Here is a 17,334-nt window from a genome sequence, read left to right as displayed (position 1 = left end):
CGCACCCCTACAAAGGACTGCGCTTTGACGTCAAGCTTTAAAAGGTTGTTCAAAAAGTCCGCTTTTGATCACGAAGTATGCCACGGAGCTTATTCGACATCGAATATGTAATGTAAGCGAAACTTCCGGTGCTCACGTAGCTTCCACTACGCTCCGCTCCTCAGTTTCTACTTGCATTCCATCTTCTACAGCGTTTTTGAAAAAAACGCAGCATCGGAAGCATTAGCTCATGTGCTGAAAACCGAACTTTTTGAACTCGCACTTTAAAAGGTTGTTCAAAAAGTCCGATTTCTCTTTAACAAAATGGAAGGGCGGTAGTTCAGGTGGAGCCATGGCATTACATCGCGTTGCTGGGCGCCGTTATAGCAGTATGGGCGCTCAGCCTGCCCAGGAATAAAGCGCCGAATCCGCCTGTACAGTCTGTGCAGAACATGGAGACGGCGCTGGAGCAATTTATGGAGAATATGGAGAAGGATAATGAAGAGCTAATGGAGATGATCGCCAATGCGCAGGCAGACTCCAAGCAGGAAACGGAACGCAAGGATGCACGCATAGCCGCGCTGGAACAACGTTGCGAGGCGTTGGGCGATCAACTGCAGCAAACGCTGGACAAGCTGGCGAACACAGCATCAGCGGCGGCCGCTGCTAACGTACCCGTCCATGAGGAAGCATCTGTTGTTTCGATGCCGGCACAAGGGGAGAGCTCCCGCTTGGACTACCATGATGCGCAATCTCAGCTAAGTGAGCAATCAAGCGCGAGACCTTCCGACCAATCACAATCCATAGCATCCAGATACTCGGATCTGTTCCGCCTGTATCAGGAGGGCAAATCCATCGAAGCGATTGCCAAAAAACTTGGCATGAACAAAGGCGAGGTTCAATTGATCATCGGCCTTGCCAAGCAGGAAGAGGCGCGGCATGTTTAACAAACGTTCATTTATGTTGGGATTAGGTCTTGGCATTATCGTCGGCGCCATGCTGCTTCAGTTGTTCTACATGGGCGAATCCAGTCAGAATCGATTGGATGAGCTTGGCAAGGAGATTGAACAAGGCGGTTTGCCAACCTCCTCGCAAGAGCCCGTTGAAAGCGGGGCATCGCAAGCTTCAACCGATTCCCGCGATCAAGCCGCAGCCGAGTCGGAGGAACCTGTACCATCGCTTCAGCCGGAAGCGACTGCTGCGACGGCTACGGAAACTCCGTCCGCTACGCCTCTTGCCGAGGCAACCTCCGAACCATTCGAACCATTTGTCGTACGGATCAAGCCCGGCATGAGTCTCACCGAAACAGCCGAGCTGCTGCTGCAAGCAGGCGCTATTAAGGATTCGCAATCATTTATCGATGAAATGAAGTCATCAAGCACGCCGGTACGAGCCGGTTATTTTTTGTTTGACCGCGATGAACTAAACGCGGAGCAAGCAGCCGCCATCGTCTCCGGAAAACCGATTACGGCTAAACAAGCCGAAAGATATCCTGCAAGGTGAAATGTCTATCGCCATCCTATGGCGGCGCAGAGCGTTTCATTGCGGGAATTAAACGATAAATTCAACGAAATTCGGCAAATATTGAGAAAAGCTTGTTGCATGCGTCAGTACAATGTGATATATTAATTGACGGTGTTAAAAACACACGCCGCTCAATTCCGTTGACGGTGCTTTCGCCCGGCGAAAGTTTCGACGGAAGAAGCGAACGGCGGAGGGACACACAAAAACCATTACAGGAGGTGTTGAAGAAATGGCGGTTATTTCCATGAAACAGCTTCTCGAAGCTGGGGTACACTTCGGTCACCAGACTCGTCGCTGGAACCCTAAGATGGATCGTTATATCTTCACAGAAAGAAACGGAATTTACATTATCGACTTGCAAAAAACGGTTAAAAAAGTTGACGAAGCATACAACTTTGTTAAATCGATCGCGGCTGAAGGCGGCACAATGCTGTTCGTAGGCACGAAAAAGCAAGCTCAAGACTCCGTAAAGGAAGAAGCTGAGCGTTGCGGCAACTTCTACATCAACCAACGTTGGCTCGGCGGCACGCTGACGAACTTCCAAACGATTCAGAAGCGTATCGATCGTCTGAAGCAACTGGAGAAGTGGGAAGAGGATGGCACTTTCGAGGTTCTGCCTAAGAAAGAAGTTATCATCCTTCGCAAAGAAAAAGAACGTCTTGAGAAATTCTTGGGCGGCATCAAAGGCATGAAGGGTCTGCCAAGCGCGCTCTTTATCATCGATCCGCGCAAAGAGCGCATCGCGGTTGCCGAAGCTCGCAAATTGGGTATCCCAATTGTAGGCATCGTCGACACGAACTGCGATCCGGACGAAATCGACTACGTTATCCCTGGTAACGACGATGCAATCCGCGCGGTTAAGCTGCTGACAGCTAAGATGGCGGACGCTATCGTAGAAGCTAACCAAGGCGAACAAACAACGGCTTAAGCCATACTTGCGAATTTACAATTTAGCAAACAACAAAGGGTGGTCAGATGGTGCAAACCTCTCGCTACCCTTTTTTTGACAAAAATTATGAGGCAAACTTTTAGGAGGGTTTTTTATGGCGGTTAGCGCTAGCGCGGTTAAAGAGCTTCGTGAAAGAACGGGAGCAGGCATGCTCGATTGCAAAAAAGCACTTGACGAAACAGGCGGCGACGTTGAAAAAGCGATCGCATTGCTTCGCGAAAAAGGCCTTTCGGCAGCAGCGAACAAAGCTGGCCGTATCGCCACTGAAGGCGTAGTAGAGTCTTACATCCATGCAGGCGGCCGTATCGGCGTTATCGTTGAAGTCAACTGCGAGACGGACTTCGTTGCGAAGACGGACCAATTCCGCGAATTCGCCAGAGATATCGCGATGCAAATCGCTGCATCTAATCCGAAATTCGTAAGCCGCGAAGAAGTTCCTGGCGACGAGATCGAAAAGGAAAAAGAAATCCTTAAAAACCAAGCTCTCAACGAAGGCAAACCAGAAAAAATCGTTGAAAAAATGGTCGAAGGACGTATCTCCAAGTACTACGAGGAATATTGCCTGCTGGAGCAAAGCTTCATTAAAGATCCAGACAAAACGATCAGCAACTTGCTGAACGAAAAAATCAGCAAAATCGGCGAAAACATCTCGATCCGTCGCTTCGTTCGTTACGAGCTTGGCGAAGGCCTCGAGAAAAAAGTCGACAATTTCGTAGAAGAAGTTATGGCTCAAGCAAAACTGTAATCCGAACGCGAGAGGCGGGGCGGGGCGTCCGCCCCGCCTCCTTTTTTTGAAACGGGAACGATCAGAAATACAATTCAAAGAACCTCACCCGAGGTGCATGATGGAGGTTAACATGTTGGAGCATCCTGTATACAAACGCATCGTGTTGAAAGTAAGCGGAGAGTCCTTGTCCGGGCAGGAAGGCTACGGCATCGAGGCATCGGTTATTTCGTCGATTGCCAATCAAGTAAAGGAAGTCGTGGAGCTTGGCGTTGAAGTTGCCATCGTCGTTGGCGGCGGCAACATCTGGAGAGGCATCGCCGGTACGGCGAAAGGAATTGATCGTGCTACGGCCGACTACATGGGCATGCTGGCGACGGTCATGAACTCGCTTGCGCTTCAAGACGCGCTAGAGCAAATCGATGTGCCAACTCGCGTTCAAACTTCGATCGCTATGCAACAAATCGCAGAACCGTATATCCGCCGCCGTGCGATTCGTCACCTGGAGAAAGGCCGCGTCGTTATCTTCGCAGCAGGCACGGGCAACCCGTTTTTCTCTACGGATACAACGGCTGCGCTGCGCGCCGCTGAAATTGAGGCCGAGGTTATCCTGATGGCGAAAAACAAGGTGGACGGTGTCTATTCGGCCGATCCATTTAAGGACGACACTGCGGAGAAATTCGAAGAGCTGACTTACCTGGATATGCTCAACCGCAATCTTGGCGTGATGGATTCTACGGCATCCTCGTTATGTATGGATAACAATATACCGCTAATTGTCTTCTCGATTACGGAGAACGGAAATATTAAACGTGTCGTCCTTGGCGAAAAGATCGGCACGATCGTGAAAGGAAGTGCGAAATAATGCCGCAAAGCATCAAAAAAAGCGCCGATGAGCGCATGGATAAAGCAATTGGAGCGTTCCGGCGCGATCTGGCCACGCTTCGCGCGGGAAAAGCAAGTCCCGCTCTGTTCGATCGGATTCAGGTTGAATACTACGGTGCAATGACGCCGCTTAACCAACTTGCGAATATTAATACGCCTGACAGCCGCACGCTGATGATTCAACCATGGGACAAATCGTCCGTATCCGCAATCGAGAAAGCGATTCTGAAATCCGATCTCGGTCTTACTCCATCCAACGATGGTTCCGCGATTCGTATCTCGGTACCGCCGCTTACGGAAGAACGTCGTGCCGATCTTGTGAAAACAGCCAAAAAATTCGCCGAAGAAGCAAAGGTCGCCATCCGCAACATTCGCAGAGATGCGAACGACGATATTAAAAAGCTGGAGAAATCCGATATTTCCGAAGATGAATCCCGTCGCCATCAGGAAGATATCCAGAAGGCAACCGACAAATTTATCGCAGAAGTCGAGAAAGTATTGTCCGCCAAAGAAAAAGAGATTATGGAAGTCTGATTGGCGAAGAACCTGCCTCTACACGCGGCCGCAAACGCATTGCGGCTCCCGATAGAGGTTTTCTCATTTCTTATTTCTGATTGGGAGGAAGTCAGATGATCAAGCGGCTTTGGGCAAATCGAAGCAAAGCGAAAGCGTCCTTACCGCATACCGAAGGCATTCCGCCCGAGAATGTACCGGAACATGTAGCGATCATTATGGACGGGAACGGCCGTTGGGCCAAGCGCAGGGGTCTGCCTCGCATGGCAGGCCATCATTCCGGCATGAAAACCGTGAAGCGCATAACCATCGAGGCTAATCGGCTTGGCGTCAAATATTTGACGTTGTATGCGTTCTCGACTGAAAACTGGAAACGTCCAAAAGCGGAGGTGGATTTCCTGATGAAGCTGCCTCAGCAATTTTTGGAGATCGAGCTGGAAGATCTGATCGCGAACAATGTGCAGGTTAAGATGATGGGACATCGAGAGGACTTGCCGCCTCACACGCTTAGCGCGGTTGAAGAGGCAATATCGAAGACAGCCGGCAATACGGGGCTAGTTCTAAACTTCGCCCTCAATTATGGGAGCCGCAAGGAGATGCTGGAGACGGTGCAAGCGATCGCTGCGGATGTGCGCGAGGGCAAGCTGACACCCGAACAGATCAATGATGAGTTATTCAGTCAAAGGCTGCTGTCCGGCGAACTGCCGGATCCGGATCTTCTCATTCGAACAAGCGGAGAGCTCCGATTAAGCAATTTCATGTTATGGCAATTGGCGTACTCCGAGCTGTGGTTTACGGACGTCTATTGGCCGGAATTCACGGAACAACATTTTCATGAAGCGATAGAAGAGTATGGACGCCGCGCCCGCCGATACGGCGGCGTGTAGCGCAACTAGACGGAGTGTGACCATCCTTTGAAACAACGATTGATAACGGGTATTCTCGCCGGGGCTTTATTTGTTGCGCTAACGATCGCGGGAGGCGCTTTCTATACCGGATTGCTCATTCTGCTTGCCATTATCGGATTTAGTGAATATGTACGCATGAATGGCGTTAAGCCGCTGCATCCAGCCGCACTGGTTGGTTATGCCGGCGTATTGCTGTTTGTGCTGCCCTGGGCTTCTTGGGAGATTGAGATTCCTTCGATGCCCACCATCGTTTGGATGCTCATGTTTCTGCTGTTAGCCGTTACCGTTTTGAGCAAAAACAACTTTACTATCGACGGTGCCGCTCTAATGCTGCTAGGAGCCATCTACGTCGGCTATGGCTTCTCCGCTATGATTGATGTCCGTACGATGGAATCAAACGGACTTTTCTGGTCATTCTTGTCATTCGGCTGTATATGGGCTTCAGATGTGGGTGCCTACTTCGTGGGCAAAGCGATCGGCAAACATAAGCTGTGGCCGGAAATCAGCCCCAACAAAACCGTGGAGGGAGCGCTTGGCGGAGTTGCGCTGGCACTAATCGTTGCGGTTGTATTCGCTTTGTCGGCCCCGGATATTATTGGCTTGCCGAAGGCGCTGCTGATCGGACTTGTGGCAGCTGTCGCCGGACAATTCGGCGACCTCATTCAGTCTGCCTACAAACGGGTCAGAGCGATCAAGGATACGGGAACTTTGCTGCCTGGGCACGGCGGCGTACTTGACCGCTGCGACAGCTGGATTATCGTATTTCCGCTGCTGCTGTTATGCGGCCTCATTCCGGTGTAGCAGTAATGGAGGAACATGGATGAAAAAAATAGCTTTGTTAGGCTCCACAGGCTCAATCGGTACGCAAACATTGGATATCGTTCGGCATCATCCCGAACGATTTACGATTACCGCTTTGACCGCAGGCTCGAATACAGAGCTGGTCGTTGCCCAAGCGAAAGAGTTCAAGCCGTCAATCGTGAGCATGGCTACCAAAGATCTTGCCGACCGCGTGTCGCCGCATCTGCCTGCGGGTACGCGTGTTGTATACGGCGATGAAGGTTTAATCGAAGCGGCCTCGGAGACGGACGCAGATACGGTAGTTACGGCCATAATGGGCAGTCGCGGCCTGCCAGCGACATTGGCGGCGATCGAAGAAGGCAAGGCAATCGGACTAGCCAATAAAGAGACGCTTGTCACAGCGGGGCATATCGTAATGGCTCGAGCCCAAGAGAAAAACGTTCCGATCATTCCAATCGACAGCGAGCATTCGGCCATCTACCAATGCTTGAACGGAGAACCAATGAGAGGTGTTCGGGGCATTACGCTCACCGCCTCCGGCGGATCGTTCCGCGACCGAACACGCGGCGAGCTGGAAGGCGTGACGGTTGCAGAAGCGCTCAGCCATCCGAACTGGTCCATGGGAGCGAAGATCACCATCGATTCGGCCACTATGGTCAACAAGGGATTGGAAGTCATTGAAGCGCATTGGCTGTTCGATCTTGCTTATGATCAGATAAACGTACTTATCCATCCCGAGAGCATCATTCACTCCTATGTGGAATTCGTCGACCATAGTATCGTCGCGCAGCTCGGCATGCCGGATATGCGTGTACCGATCCAATATGCCTTAACGTATCCGGAGCGTCATACGACTCCGACCGAAAGGCTGGATCTGGCCGCAATCGGCAAGCTGCATTTCAGGGAGATGGACTTCGAACGATATCCATGCCTGAGAATGGCATTCGATTGCGGTCGATTAGGTCGTTCGGCTCCTGCCGTATATAATGCAGCCAATGAAATCGCCGTGGATCGTTTCCTTCGAGGGGAGATCGCCTTCCTTGACATCGAACGGGTGCTGGAGACGGTGCTGGAGCGGCATGAGGTCAGCGAAGTCAATGATTTGGAAAGCATTGCAGAAGCAGACAATTGGGCTCGCCGCCTGGCGGCATCGGTCTGACTATCATCCCAGAAAGTGGTTCTCTTGTTTCGTACGGGAGAATAATGATAATCTATGTACAGGCCGTAACGAACAGGAGGCAAGGCTTCTATGGAAACAATTCAGGTCGTATTTATGACCGTGCTCGTTTTTTTCGTCATTGTGACAATCCATGAATGGGGCCATTACTTTTTCGCCAAGAGAGCCGGCATTCTCGTCAGGGAATTTGCAATCGGCTTCGGACCCAAGCTTTTCTCCGTCAAACGTGGAGAAACCAGATATACGCTAAGGCTGATTCCCGCGGGCGGCTTTGTCCGCATGGCTGGTGAAGATCCCGAAATAGTAGAGGTTCAGCCAGGTCAGACGGTAGCGGTTCGGATCAAGGATGATAAGGTGACGCGCATCTTTCTCGATCGCCTGGACGAGCGCAACGATACCGTTCGCGGCGAGGTTGAGCACGTCGATCTGGAGCGCAGCTTGTCCATCAGGCTAAACGTAGAGGGCGAGTCCGAAACGTATGTCGTGCACACGCAAGCGCTTGTGATCGCGAGAGGCAAAGATACTCAAATTGCTCCTATCGACCGTCATTTCGGCAGCAAACCTCTGCGCCATCGCGCGATGGCAATTTTTGCCGGTCCGATGATGAATTTTATCCTGGCTTTCGTTCTGTTCGGGGCATACGTCCAGATGGTCGGCGTTCCGGCAGAGAATCCGACCTACATGTCCATTACGAGAGTGGAAGAAAGCATGCCCGCTGCGGAAGCAGGTCTTAAGAAAGGCGATATCGTCAACTCCATTAACGGTATAGCGATCGGCACCGATCTCGACAAGCTGATTGATATTATCGCCAAGTCGCCGAACGTGGAAGTCAAGATTGATATTGTCAGGGACGGAGCGCCGCTCAGCATAAATGTGACCCCGAAACCGAATGAAGCCGGCGAAGGCAAGGTAGGAATCAGCGCCGCGCCTCCAAATCGCTCGGCATCGTTCGGGGAGACCATTACGAGATCAGCCACGCTCATGAAGGATATGACCGTTTATATTTTTGAAAGCTTCAAAATGCTGATTACGGGCCAGTTCAAGCTCGACGATCTGGGCGGTCCGGTTAGAACGGCGGAAGTAACGAGTCAAATTGCCAAACAGGGGATCGTACAGTTGACCTCATGGACGGCATTGCTCAGCTTGTACTTAGGCATCTTTAACCTGTTGCCCGTACCTGCACTGGACGGCAGCAGACTGCTGTTCCTTGGGCTGGAGGCGGTCAGAAGGCGGCCGCTCGATCCCAATAAAGAAAGTATGGTTCATTTCATCGGATTCGCGATGTTGATGTTATTGATGCTGGTTGTGACCTATAACGATATTTTACGATTAGTACGAGGGGAGTAGTCAGTCGCTCATGTCCAAGGATAAAGGATTCGTAACGGAAATTACGCCGCAAAGCGAAGATTTCTCAAAATGGTATATCGATGTCATCAAAAAAGCGGAATTAATGGATTATTCTCCTGTGCGCGGATGTATCGTATTCCGTCCGGAAGGATATGAGCTGTGGGAGAACATGCAGCGCGAACTGGACTCGAAGTTCAAGGAGACGGGACATCGCAACGCATATTTCCCGCTCTTTATTCCGGAGAGCTTCTTCCAAAAGGAGAAGGAGCACGTGGAAGGCTTCAATCCCGAGCTTCCTTGGGTAACCGAGGCGGCAGGCGAAAAGCTTGAAGAACGTCTGGCGATTCGCCCAACCTCGGAGACTATGATCGGCCATATGTATGCGAAGTGGATTCAGTCCTATCGCGACCTGCCTGTTTTGATCAACCAATGGGCGAACGTCGTACGCTGGGAAAAGCGCACGCTGCCTTTCCTGCGGACCAGCGAATTCCTGTGGCAAGAGGGTCATACGGCGCACGAGAACGAAGAGGAAGCCCGCCAGGAAACGATGCAAATGCTTGAGGTATACACCAATTTCGTCGAGAATTTCTTGGCGATTCCGGTTATTAAAGGCGAGAAAACGCCTTCCGAGCGGTTCGCCGGCGCGGTGGATACGTATTCCATCGAAGCGATGATGAAGGACGGGCGCGCGGTGCAGGCAGGAACGTCCCATTACCTGGGCACAAAGTTTGCCGTAGCGTTCGATATCAAATATTTGGACCGCGAGAATACGTTGCAGTTCTGCCATACGACTTCGTGGGGCGTCAGCACGCGCCTGATCGGCGCGCTGATCATGGTTCATGGCGACGATCGCGGCCTGGCGCTTCCGCCGAAGGTAGCTCCGACGCAAGTGATCATGATTCCGATTGGTCCCGCGAAGACTCGCGACCAAGTGGTCGGAAGAGTGGACGAGCTGTATGCCGAGCTTAAGAAAGCCGGAGTGCGCGTCCGCGTCGACGATCGCAGCGACGTAAGCCCTGGCTGGAAGTTCAACGAATACGAAATGCGAGGCGTACCGCTTCGTCTGGAGCTTGGACCTCGCGATATGGAGAACGGCGTTGTCGTCCTTGTTTCGCGCATTACAGGGGAAAAGCGCATTGTGCAGCAAGCCGATCTTCTTGTTGAAGTTCAGCGTATGCTGGACGAGACGCAGGTCGAAATGTTTGAGCGTGCCAAGTCGTTCCGCGAAAGCAACTCCCGCAGCGTGGACACGTTGGACGAGATGAAGGCATTCCTGGAGGAGCAGCGCGGATTCGTGGAAGCGGGCTGGTGCGGTTCCGAGGCATGCGAGAAACAAGTGAAGGAAGAGACGGGAGCGACGAGCCGCAACATTCCGTTTAACCCTGCATCGCAGAAATCAACCTGTTTGGTATGCGGCGACGCCTCCAAACACACTGTCGTATTTGCGCGCGCATATTAATATCGGCGTAGATCCAAAAGTTCGAATCGACAGGAGTGAACGATCATGACCAACGACAAGCGACAGCGCTTCGAGCTGCTTATGCAGCAAGCGGAGCTGCCGCAGGAGCTTATTCATACTTATTTCCAGGATGGCCATATCGAGCAAGTAATTGTAAGCAAGTCCAACCGTGAATGGACGTTTTGCATCCGCAAAACGTCCATAGTGCCTTTACAGGCCTATACTGGCTTCTGTGAAGCGGTTCGCCGGAAATTCCATCACATTGCCGACGTTTCGTTTTTGATCCAATATGAACCTGTCATCGATACGGAAAATATCGTTATGCAATATTGGCCGCTCTTTATGGAATGGGCTCAGCGAGAGATCGCTTCCGTTAACGGCTGGTTGCAGAAGGCGGCGCTTGCCGCTCAAGGCGATGCTATTACGCTGACGCTCATGGACTCCACAGGGCTTGAGCTTGCACGGAAAAAAAAGGTCGACGAAGCGGTCGTTTCATTCTATCGGACTTACTTTGACCGCGAATGCAAGGTGAAGCTGGCCGTAGGGGAAGCGAACCAGGAGATTTACGACCAATTTATGATGAAGATCGAGCAGGAGGAGCGGGAAGCCGTTCAGCAACTGATGGCGGAATCCTACGCGGAGAGCGAAGCCGGCGACGACGGCGAAGAAGCCGTGCGATTGGCTGTCGGCTACGACATTCGCGATGAAGCCGTGCCTCTCATGAACATTCAGGACGAGGAAAAGAAAATAACGGTGCAAGGCGCCGTATTCGGGCTTGATATGAAGGAGCTGCGCAACGGCAGCACGCTCTTTACCTTCAACGTCACCGACTTCTCGGATTCCATTGCGATGAAGATGTTCGCCAAGACAAAAGATGATGTCAAAATTTTGTCTCAGCTCGCAAATGGAAAGTGGGTGAAGGCGCGCGGACGGATCGAATACGACCGTTTTATGCAGGAGCCGGAGCTCGTTATGATGCCGAACGATCTGCATGAGGTTCTCGCACCGCCAGACCGTAAGGATCATGCCGAGGAAAAACGCGTCGAATTCCATCTGCATACGACGATGAGCACGATGGATGCCGTGACATCGATTGGCGACTATGTGAAGACGGCGGCAAAGTGGGGGCATAAGGCGATTGCCGTGACGGATCACAGCAACGTTCAATGTTATCCCGATGCCGTCAAAGCCGCCAAGAAACATGACATCAAAGTGCTGTTCGGCGTGGAAGCGAACGTCGTCAACGACGCGGTCCCCATGGTTCTGAATTCCCGGCAGGAGCCTCTTGCCACGGCAACCTACATCGTATTCGACATCGAGACGACGGGTTTGTCCGTCGTAAACAATAAGATCATCGAGCTCGCGGGCGTTCGGATGCGGGAAGGCAAAGAAGTGGATCGGTTCTCGACCTTTATCAACCCGCATGAGAAAATTCCGTATCATATTCAGCAGCTCACGAACATTAATGACGAGATGGTGCAGGATGCGCCTGAGCTTGAACCGAAGCTGCGCGAGTTTATCGAATTTATAGGCGACGATGTTCTGGTTGCGCATAACGCCCGCTTTGACATCGGCTTTATCCAGGCGAACTGCAAATCGCTGGGATTGCCCGAAGTAAACAACCCGGTGTTGGACACGCTGGAATTAGCGAGATTTTTACACCCGACGATGAAGAATCACAGGCTTAATACGCTGTCGGACAAGTATAAGATCAGCCTGGACAATCATCACCGTGCCATCGACGACTCCGTCGCGCTTGGCGGCGTATTGTTCGGCTTGATAGGCGACGCTGCGGAGCGCAACGTCAGGGATTTGCATCAATTAAATGATTATGTCGGTCTGGACTTATCCAATCAACGTCCTTTTCACTGCAATATTTATGCTCTAAATGCCGTGGGCAAAAAAAATCTGTTCAAGCTGATTTCGATTTCCCACACGGAATATTTTAAACGCGTTGCTACCATTCCGAAGAGCAAGCTGGTGGAGCTCAGAGAAGGATTGCTTGTCATCTCCGGCTGCGAGAAAAGCGAATTTTTCGAAACGGTGCTAAACAAGTCGCATGAAGAAGCGCAGGATATCGCGGAGTTCTACGATGTGCTGGAGATTCAGCCGATCGACTTCTACATGCATCTCGTGGAAAAAGGACTCGTGGGCAGCCGGGCCGAGATCGAAGGCGCGATGCGGCGCATCTGTCAGATCGGCGACGCGCTGGGCAAACCTGTCATCGCGACGGGCAACGTACATTATTTGAACCCGCGGGACAAGATGTATCGGGACATCACGATTGGCGGCATTACCGGATTCAGTCCGCTTAAGGGCATGCGCAAGCCGGACGCCCACTTCCGCACAACCGAAGAGATGCTGGAGGAATTCGCGTTCCTCGGCGAAGCGCGCGCCCGCGAAGTCGTCGTGACGAACACCTCGGCGCTCGCAGATCGCTTTGAGGCCTACGACATGTTTCCGAAGGAACTATTTACTCCCAACATCGAAGGAGCAGACGAGGAAATTCGGAACACCTGCTATGATACGGCGAAGTCCATGTATGGGGAAGATCTGCCGCAGGTCGTTATCGACCGGCTGGAGAAGGAGCTTGTCCCGATTATCAAATACAAGTTTTCCGCCAACTATCTCATATCCGAGAAGCTGGTGAAGAAGTCGAACCGGGACGGGTACTTGGTCGGCTCCCGGGGCTCCGTAGGCTCATCGGTCGTAGCGACGTTCCTCGGCATCTCCGAGGTTAACCCGCTTCCCGCCCATTACCTGTGCCTGAACAAGGAATGCAAAACAAGCGAATGGTTCCTCGACGGCAGCGTGCCGAGCGGCTTCGACCTGCCTTCCAAAGCTTGCCCGAATTGCGGGCAGCCGATGAAGGGCGAGGGACAGGACATACCGTTTGAAACGTTCCTCGGTTTCAAGGGCGACAAAGTTCCCGATATCGACTTGAACTTCTCGGGCGAATATCAGCCGATAGCCCACAACTTTACAAAAGAGATGTTCGGCGAGAAATGCGTATACCGTGCGGGTACGATCGGCACGGTCGCGGAGAAGACGGCATACGGCTTCGCCAAAAAATACGAAGAAGAGCATCACAAGAAGTGGCGCGGGGCTGAGCTTGCAAGACTTGCGAGCGGCTGTACGGGCGTTAAACGAAGCACGGGCCAGCATCCGGGCGGCATCGTGGTCGTGCCGGATTATATCGAGGTCGAGGACGTCACTCCGGTCCAGTATCCGGCCGACGACGTAAACGCCGAGTGGAAGACGACCCACTTCGACTATCATGCCTTTGACGAGAACTTGCTCAAGCTCGATATTCTGGGCCACGACGATCCGACGATGATGCGCATGCTCCAGGACTTGACCGGCGTCGATCCGACGACAATCCCCATGAACGATCCAAAAGTCATGAGCATGTTCAACTCGACGGCTGCGCTCGGCGTATCGCCGGAACAGATTCGCTCCTCTGTCGCCACTTATGGCGTGCCGGAGATGGGGACGAAGTTCGTCCGCCAGATGCTTCAGGAAACGCAGCCGTCGTCGTTTGCCGACTTGCTGCAAATTTCCGGATTGTCGCATGGCACTGGCGTCTGGCTCGGCAACGCGCAGGAGCTTATCAAGAACGGGACCTGCAACATCAAAACGGTAATCGGCTGTCGTGACGATATCATGTTGTATCTTATCTATAAGGCAGGGATGGACGCGGGTCTCGCCTTTAAAATTACGGAGAGCGTCCGAAAGGGCAGAGGTCTGACGCCGGAATGGATAGACGAGATGAAACGTTGCAAAGTGCCGGCGTGGTACATTGATTCCTGCTTGCGCATCGAATACATGTTCCCGAAGGCGCATGCGGCGGCATACGTTATATCCGCCGTGCGCACCGCCTTCTTCAAGCTGTATTATCCTATCCAATATTACGCGACCTACTTTACTGTTCGTGCGGACGATTTCGATTTGGAGCTGTTGTGCCAAGGTTACGAGGCTATCCTGCGCAAGCTGATCGAGATCGAAGCCAAAGGATTCAACGCAACGCCAAAGGAGAAAAACATGGTATCGCAGCTGGAGATGTCGCTGGAGATGACGGCTCGCGGCTTCTCGTTTAAGCCGATCGATCTGTATCGCTCCGATGCCATCAAATTCCAGGTGGATGGCGACTCGCTGATTCCGCCGTTTGCCGCAATTGCGGGAATTGGCGACAATGCAGCACGCAATATTGCTGCCGCAAGGAATGAAGGGGAGTTTCTGTCGATCGAGGACTTCCAGATGAAGTCCAAAGCGACGAAAACCATTATTGAAGTGCTAAACGGCATGGGCTGTTTCCGCGGACTGCCGGAATCCAATCAATTGTCGTTATTCTGACGCTAGGCCGTTGTGCAGCGCTAGAAATCATTCCTTGTCACTTATTTGGGATTATGTTATAATTTTTGTGGCAATGATGAGGATAGATCTTTGATGCAGAAGAGTGGGGAAACCCACTCTTTACGTTTTGTAATCGGACATTCTCGTTGCCCCGATCAGCGGAATTTACTTTTCCGCGCACGCAACCATTACAGGAGGTTTACTCAATTTGAGCACATCCACTATCAAATCCTCGATTGAGGCTATGGTGACGCCTTACCTCAACGAACAAGGTTTTGAGCTGGTCGATATCGAATACATCAAGGAAGGCAGCAACTGGTTCCTCAGAATCTTCGTCGACAAGGACGGAGGCATCGACATCGATGAATGCGGACGGATCAGCGAATTCGTCAGCGAGCAGTTGGATAAAAACGATCCCATCTCAGGCGCTTATTTCCTGGAGGTATCGTCCCCCGGGGCGGAGCGTCCGCTCAAGAAGCCCGAGGACGTGGTTAAGGCGATAGGCAAACATGTGTTCATCACTACATATGAGCCTGTTGACGGCTCCAAGGAATTTGAGGGTTTGCTCGTATCGTTCGATGGCGTGCAAGCCGTCATTCGCATAGGCAAAAAACAGCATACGTTGCCGTACGCCAAAGTCGCCAGCGCCAGATTGGCTATCGTATTTTAAGCGTTTAAGTACGTGTTCAAAAAGTTCGGTTATCAGTACCGAGAAGATTGGATGAAGGTAGAACCTGAGGAACGGAGCGTAGTGGAAGCTACGTGAGTACCGGAAGGTTCGGCTGAATTCAATATTCGACGTCGAGTAAACTTTCAGGATTACTTCGTAATGGGAAGCGGACTTTTTGAACTACCTCTTTAAAACTATTATCGTTTTTATTTTCGAAAGGAGGATCAACGTTCCAATGAGCATGGATTTTATTGAGGCGTTGCAAGAGATCGAGAGAGACAAAGGGATCGCCAAGGATGTGCTGCTCGAAGCCATTGAAGCCGCGCTCATATCCAGCTACAAACGTAATTTCAACACTGCTCAGAACGTGAGAGTGGACATTAACCGCCATTCCGGCGTGATTAAGGTATATGCTCGCAAAACGGTCGTCGATGAGGTGTTGGATCCGCGCCTGGAGATTACGGTGGAAGCATCTCGCGAAATTAACCCGCATTATCAACTGGATGATGTCGCCGAGATCGAAGTTACGCCGCGGGACTTCGGCCGTATTGCTGCACAGACAGCCAAGCAGGTCGTTACCCAACGGATACGCGAAGCCGAGCGCGGCCTTATCTACAATGCCTTTATCGACAAGGAAGAAGATATCGTGAACGGCATCGTGCAGCGTCAGGACGTTCGCAATCTGTTCGTCGATCTGGGCAAGGTAGAAGCGGTAATGCCGCTGACGGAGCTTATGCCAACGGATAAGTTCAAGCATGGCGACCGGGTGAAGTCTTTTATTACGAAGGTCGAGAATACGACCAAAGGTCCCCAAATCATTTTGTCCCGCACGCATCCGGGTCTGCTTAAGCGTTTGTTCGAGCTGGAGGTGCCGGAAATTTACGACGGCGTCGTAGAAATTCGTTCCGTCGCGCGCGAAGCGGGCTTCCGCTCTAAGATTGCGGTTCATTCGCGCAATGACGAGGTGGATCCTGTCGGCTCTTGCGTCGGACAGAAGGGGATGCGCGTGCAGACGATCGTGGGCGAGCTTAAAGGCGAGAAGATCGATATCGTTCGTTGGTCAGAGAATGTCGAGGAGTATGTCGCGAACGCGCTTAGCCCTTCCAAGGTGCTGGAGGTTATCGTATTCGAGCAGGAAAAGATGGCCCGCGTTATCGTGCCCGATTATCAGCTGTCGCTGGCAATCGGCATCAAAGGTCAAAACGCCCGTCTCGCAGCCAAGCTGACTGGCTGGAAGATCGACATTAAGAGCGAGACGCAGGCCGAGCAGGAATACGGCCGTCCGAAGTCCGCGATGGGCACCATGCATCAGGATTCCGTCTCGATCGATTAGTTAAGGCGGGCTAGTGCCGTAGATGTAGATAAAGGAGGGTGTGCGGTGAGACCGAGAAAAGTGCCGCTTCGCAAATGCGTCGCCTGTCAAGAAATGATGCCCAAGAAGGAACTTATCCGGATTGTTCGGACACCGTCCGGCGAAGTCGCGATCGACCTGACCGGCAAGAAGGCGGGACGCGGAGCGTATCTGTGCGGCAAGGTAAGCTGCTTTAAGCTGGCGAAGAAGACCAAAGCGTTGGACAGGGCGCTTAAGCAGTCCGTCGGCGATGATATTTATGATGCGCTCGAAAAGGAATTTGTTGCGGTAGAGGAACAGTTTATAGCCGCAAAGGAGCTGGAGTCCGATGACGAGGAAGCCTGACAAAGCGTTGTCGGCGCTTGGCATGGCCATGCGTGCGGGCAAGCTTATAACAGGTGATGAAATCGTGCTCAAGGCTGTCAGATCGGGCAAGGCCTGTCTGGTCATTCTTGCCGGTGACGCATCTCCGAATACGAAAAAAAAATTTAAAGACAAGTGCGGCACCTACGGAATACAACTCGCCGAGGCATACGACAGGGAACAGCTTGGCATGGCGATAGGAAAAGCGGAACGCGTCGTTCTTGCCGTGACCGATGTGAACTTCGGAAAAATGATCGAAAATCATCTGAGCCAAAATACGGAGGTGGATCCTATTGAGCAACAAACAGGACAATAAAGATAAGCTTCGCGT

At 52.0% G+C, this 17,334-nt stretch carries 16 protein-coding genes; all 16 read left to right on the top strand.

Translation table 11 applies throughout. The features are described 5' to 3' along the window. Positions 1–323 precede the first annotated feature (323 nt). The 16 genes from B1748_RS26410 to B1748_RS26335 all read left to right on the top strand — a co-directional run bounded on the left by B1748_RS26410 (position 324) and on the right by B1748_RS26335 (position 17,319). Positions 324–926: a DUF6115 domain-containing protein gene (locus tag B1748_RS26410; protein WP_087570939.1), complete on the top strand. Its 603-nt coding sequence runs from the start codon at positions 324–326 to the stop codon at positions 924–926. Beyond that, positions 919–1,482 carry a hypothetical protein gene (locus tag B1748_RS26405; protein WP_087570938.1) on the top strand — a complete coding sequence of 188 codons (564 nt, stop codon included), beginning with the start codon at positions 919–921 and terminating at the stop codon, positions 1,480–1,482. The genes B1748_RS26410 and B1748_RS26405 overlap by 8 nt, the downstream gene beginning before the upstream one ends. Positions 1,483–1,732: 250 nt before the next feature. Then, positions 1,733–2,431, top strand: a complete 699-nt coding sequence (gene rpsB, locus B1748_RS26400) for a 30S ribosomal protein S2 (protein ID WP_087570937.1) — start codon at positions 1,733–1,735, stop codon at positions 2,429–2,431. A 115-nt stretch (positions 2,432–2,546) separates the two neighbouring features. Then, positions 2,547–3,197 carry a translation elongation factor Ts gene (gene tsf, locus B1748_RS26395; protein WP_087570936.1) on the top strand — a complete coding sequence of 217 codons (651 nt, stop codon included), beginning with the start codon at positions 2,547–2,549 and terminating at the stop codon, positions 3,195–3,197. A gap of 115 nt (positions 3,198–3,312) precedes the next feature. Further along, the gene (gene pyrH, locus B1748_RS26390) at positions 3,313–4,041 is read left to right on the top strand and encodes a UMP kinase (protein WP_087570946.1); all 729 of its coding nucleotides are present in this window, start codon (positions 3,313–3,315) and stop codon (positions 4,039–4,041) included. After that, positions 4,041–4,595 (top strand): ribosome recycling factor, encoded by a 555-nt coding sequence (gene frr / locus B1748_RS26385; RefSeq protein WP_087570935.1) that lies wholly within the window; start codon positions 4,041–4,043, stop codon positions 4,593–4,595. Before pyrH ends, frr begins: the two co-directional genes overlap by 1 nt. A gap of 95 nt (positions 4,596–4,690) precedes the next feature. Beyond that, a complete protein-coding gene (locus B1748_RS26380) occupies positions 4,691–5,461 on the top strand; it encodes an undecaprenyl pyrophosphate synthase (RefSeq protein ID WP_087570934.1) in 771 nt (256 codons plus the stop codon). Between the two features lie 27 nt (positions 5,462–5,488). Next, on the top strand, positions 5,489–6,283 hold the full coding sequence (locus B1748_RS26375; RefSeq protein WP_087570933.1) for a phosphatidate cytidylyltransferase: 795 nt from the start codon (positions 5,489–5,491) through the stop codon (positions 6,281–6,283). A 19-nt stretch (positions 6,284–6,302) separates the two neighbouring features. Next, the gene (locus B1748_RS26370; RefSeq protein ID WP_087570932.1) at positions 6,303–7,442 is read left to right on the top strand and encodes a 1-deoxy-D-xylulose-5-phosphate reductoisomerase; all 1,140 of its coding nucleotides are present in this window, start codon (positions 6,303–6,305) and stop codon (positions 7,440–7,442) included. Positions 7,443–7,532: 90 nt separating this feature from the next. After that, positions 7,533–8,807, top strand: a complete 1,275-nt coding sequence (gene rseP, locus B1748_RS26365) for an RIP metalloprotease RseP (RefSeq protein ID WP_087570931.1) — start codon at positions 7,533–7,535, stop codon at positions 8,805–8,807. A gap of 10 nt (positions 8,808–8,817) precedes the next feature. Then, on the top strand, positions 8,818–10,266 hold the full coding sequence (gene proS, locus B1748_RS26360) for a proline--tRNA ligase (RefSeq protein ID WP_087570930.1): 1,449 nt from the start codon (positions 8,818–8,820) through the stop codon (positions 10,264–10,266). Between the two features lie 45 nt (positions 10,267–10,311). Next, positions 10,312–14,619, top strand: a complete 4,308-nt coding sequence (locus B1748_RS26355; RefSeq protein WP_087570929.1) for a PolC-type DNA polymerase III — start codon at positions 10,312–10,314, stop codon at positions 14,617–14,619. Positions 14,620–14,827: 208 nt separating this feature from the next. Continuing rightward, entirely contained in the window at positions 14,828–15,289 is a 462-nt protein-coding gene (gene rimP, locus B1748_RS26350; protein ID WP_087570928.1) for a ribosome maturation factor RimP, read from the top strand. Between the two features lie 235 nt (positions 15,290–15,524). Then, positions 15,525–16,622, top strand: a complete 1,098-nt coding sequence (gene nusA / locus B1748_RS26345) for a transcription termination factor NusA (RefSeq protein ID WP_087570927.1) — start codon at positions 15,525–15,527, stop codon at positions 16,620–16,622. A gap of 45 nt (positions 16,623–16,667) precedes the next feature. After that, positions 16,668–16,985, top strand: a complete 318-nt coding sequence (rnpM, locus tag B1748_RS26340; protein WP_087570926.1) for an RNase P modulator RnpM — start codon at positions 16,668–16,670, stop codon at positions 16,983–16,985. Further along, positions 16,969–17,319 carry a L7Ae/L30e/S12e/Gadd45 family ribosomal protein gene (locus tag B1748_RS26335; protein ID WP_087570925.1) on the top strand — a complete coding sequence of 117 codons (351 nt, stop codon included), beginning with the start codon at positions 16,969–16,971 and terminating at the stop codon, positions 17,317–17,319. The genes rnpM and B1748_RS26335 overlap by 17 nt, the downstream gene beginning before the upstream one ends. The last annotated feature ends 15 nt before the right edge of the window (positions 17,320–17,334 follow it).

Source organism: Paenibacillus sp. MY03 (assembly GCF_002165585.1).
Lineage (GTDB): Bacteria > Bacillota > Bacilli > Paenibacillales > Paenibacillaceae > Pristimantibacillus > Pristimantibacillus agaridevorans.
This window is presented reverse-complemented; position numbering and strand designations above follow the sequence as displayed.

Coding starts and splice junctions, on each gene's coding strand:
- B1748_RS26405 (WP_087570938.1), top strand. CDS start 919: ATGTTTAACAAACGTTCATTTATGTTGGGATTAGGTCTTGGCATTATC.
- rpsB (WP_087570937.1), top strand. CDS start 1,733: ATGGCGGTTATTTCCATGAAACAGCTTCTCGAAGCTGGGGTACACTTC.
- tsf (WP_087570936.1), top strand. CDS start 2,547: ATGGCGGTTAGCGCTAGCGCGGTTAAAGAGCTTCGTGAAAGAACGGGA.
- frr (WP_087570935.1), top strand. CDS start 4,041: ATGCCGCAAAGCATCAAAAAAAGCGCCGATGAGCGCATGGATAAAGCA.
- B1748_RS26380 (WP_087570934.1), top strand. CDS start 4,691: ATGATCAAGCGGCTTTGGGCAAATCGAAGCAAAGCGAAAGCGTCCTTA.
- B1748_RS26370 (WP_087570932.1), top strand. CDS start 6,303: ATGAAAAAAATAGCTTTGTTAGGCTCCACAGGCTCAATCGGTACGCAA.
- rseP (WP_087570931.1), top strand. CDS start 7,533: ATGGAAACAATTCAGGTCGTATTTATGACCGTGCTCGTTTTTTTCGTC.
- proS (WP_087570930.1), top strand. CDS start 8,818: ATGTCCAAGGATAAAGGATTCGTAACGGAAATTACGCCGCAAAGCGAA.
- B1748_RS26355 (WP_087570929.1), top strand. CDS start 10,312: ATGACCAACGACAAGCGACAGCGCTTCGAGCTGCTTATGCAGCAAGCG.
- nusA (WP_087570927.1), top strand. CDS start 15,525: ATGAGCATGGATTTTATTGAGGCGTTGCAAGAGATCGAGAGAGACAAA.
- B1748_RS26335 (WP_087570925.1), top strand. CDS start 16,969: ATGACGAGGAAGCCTGACAAAGCGTTGTCGGCGCTTGGCATGGCCATG.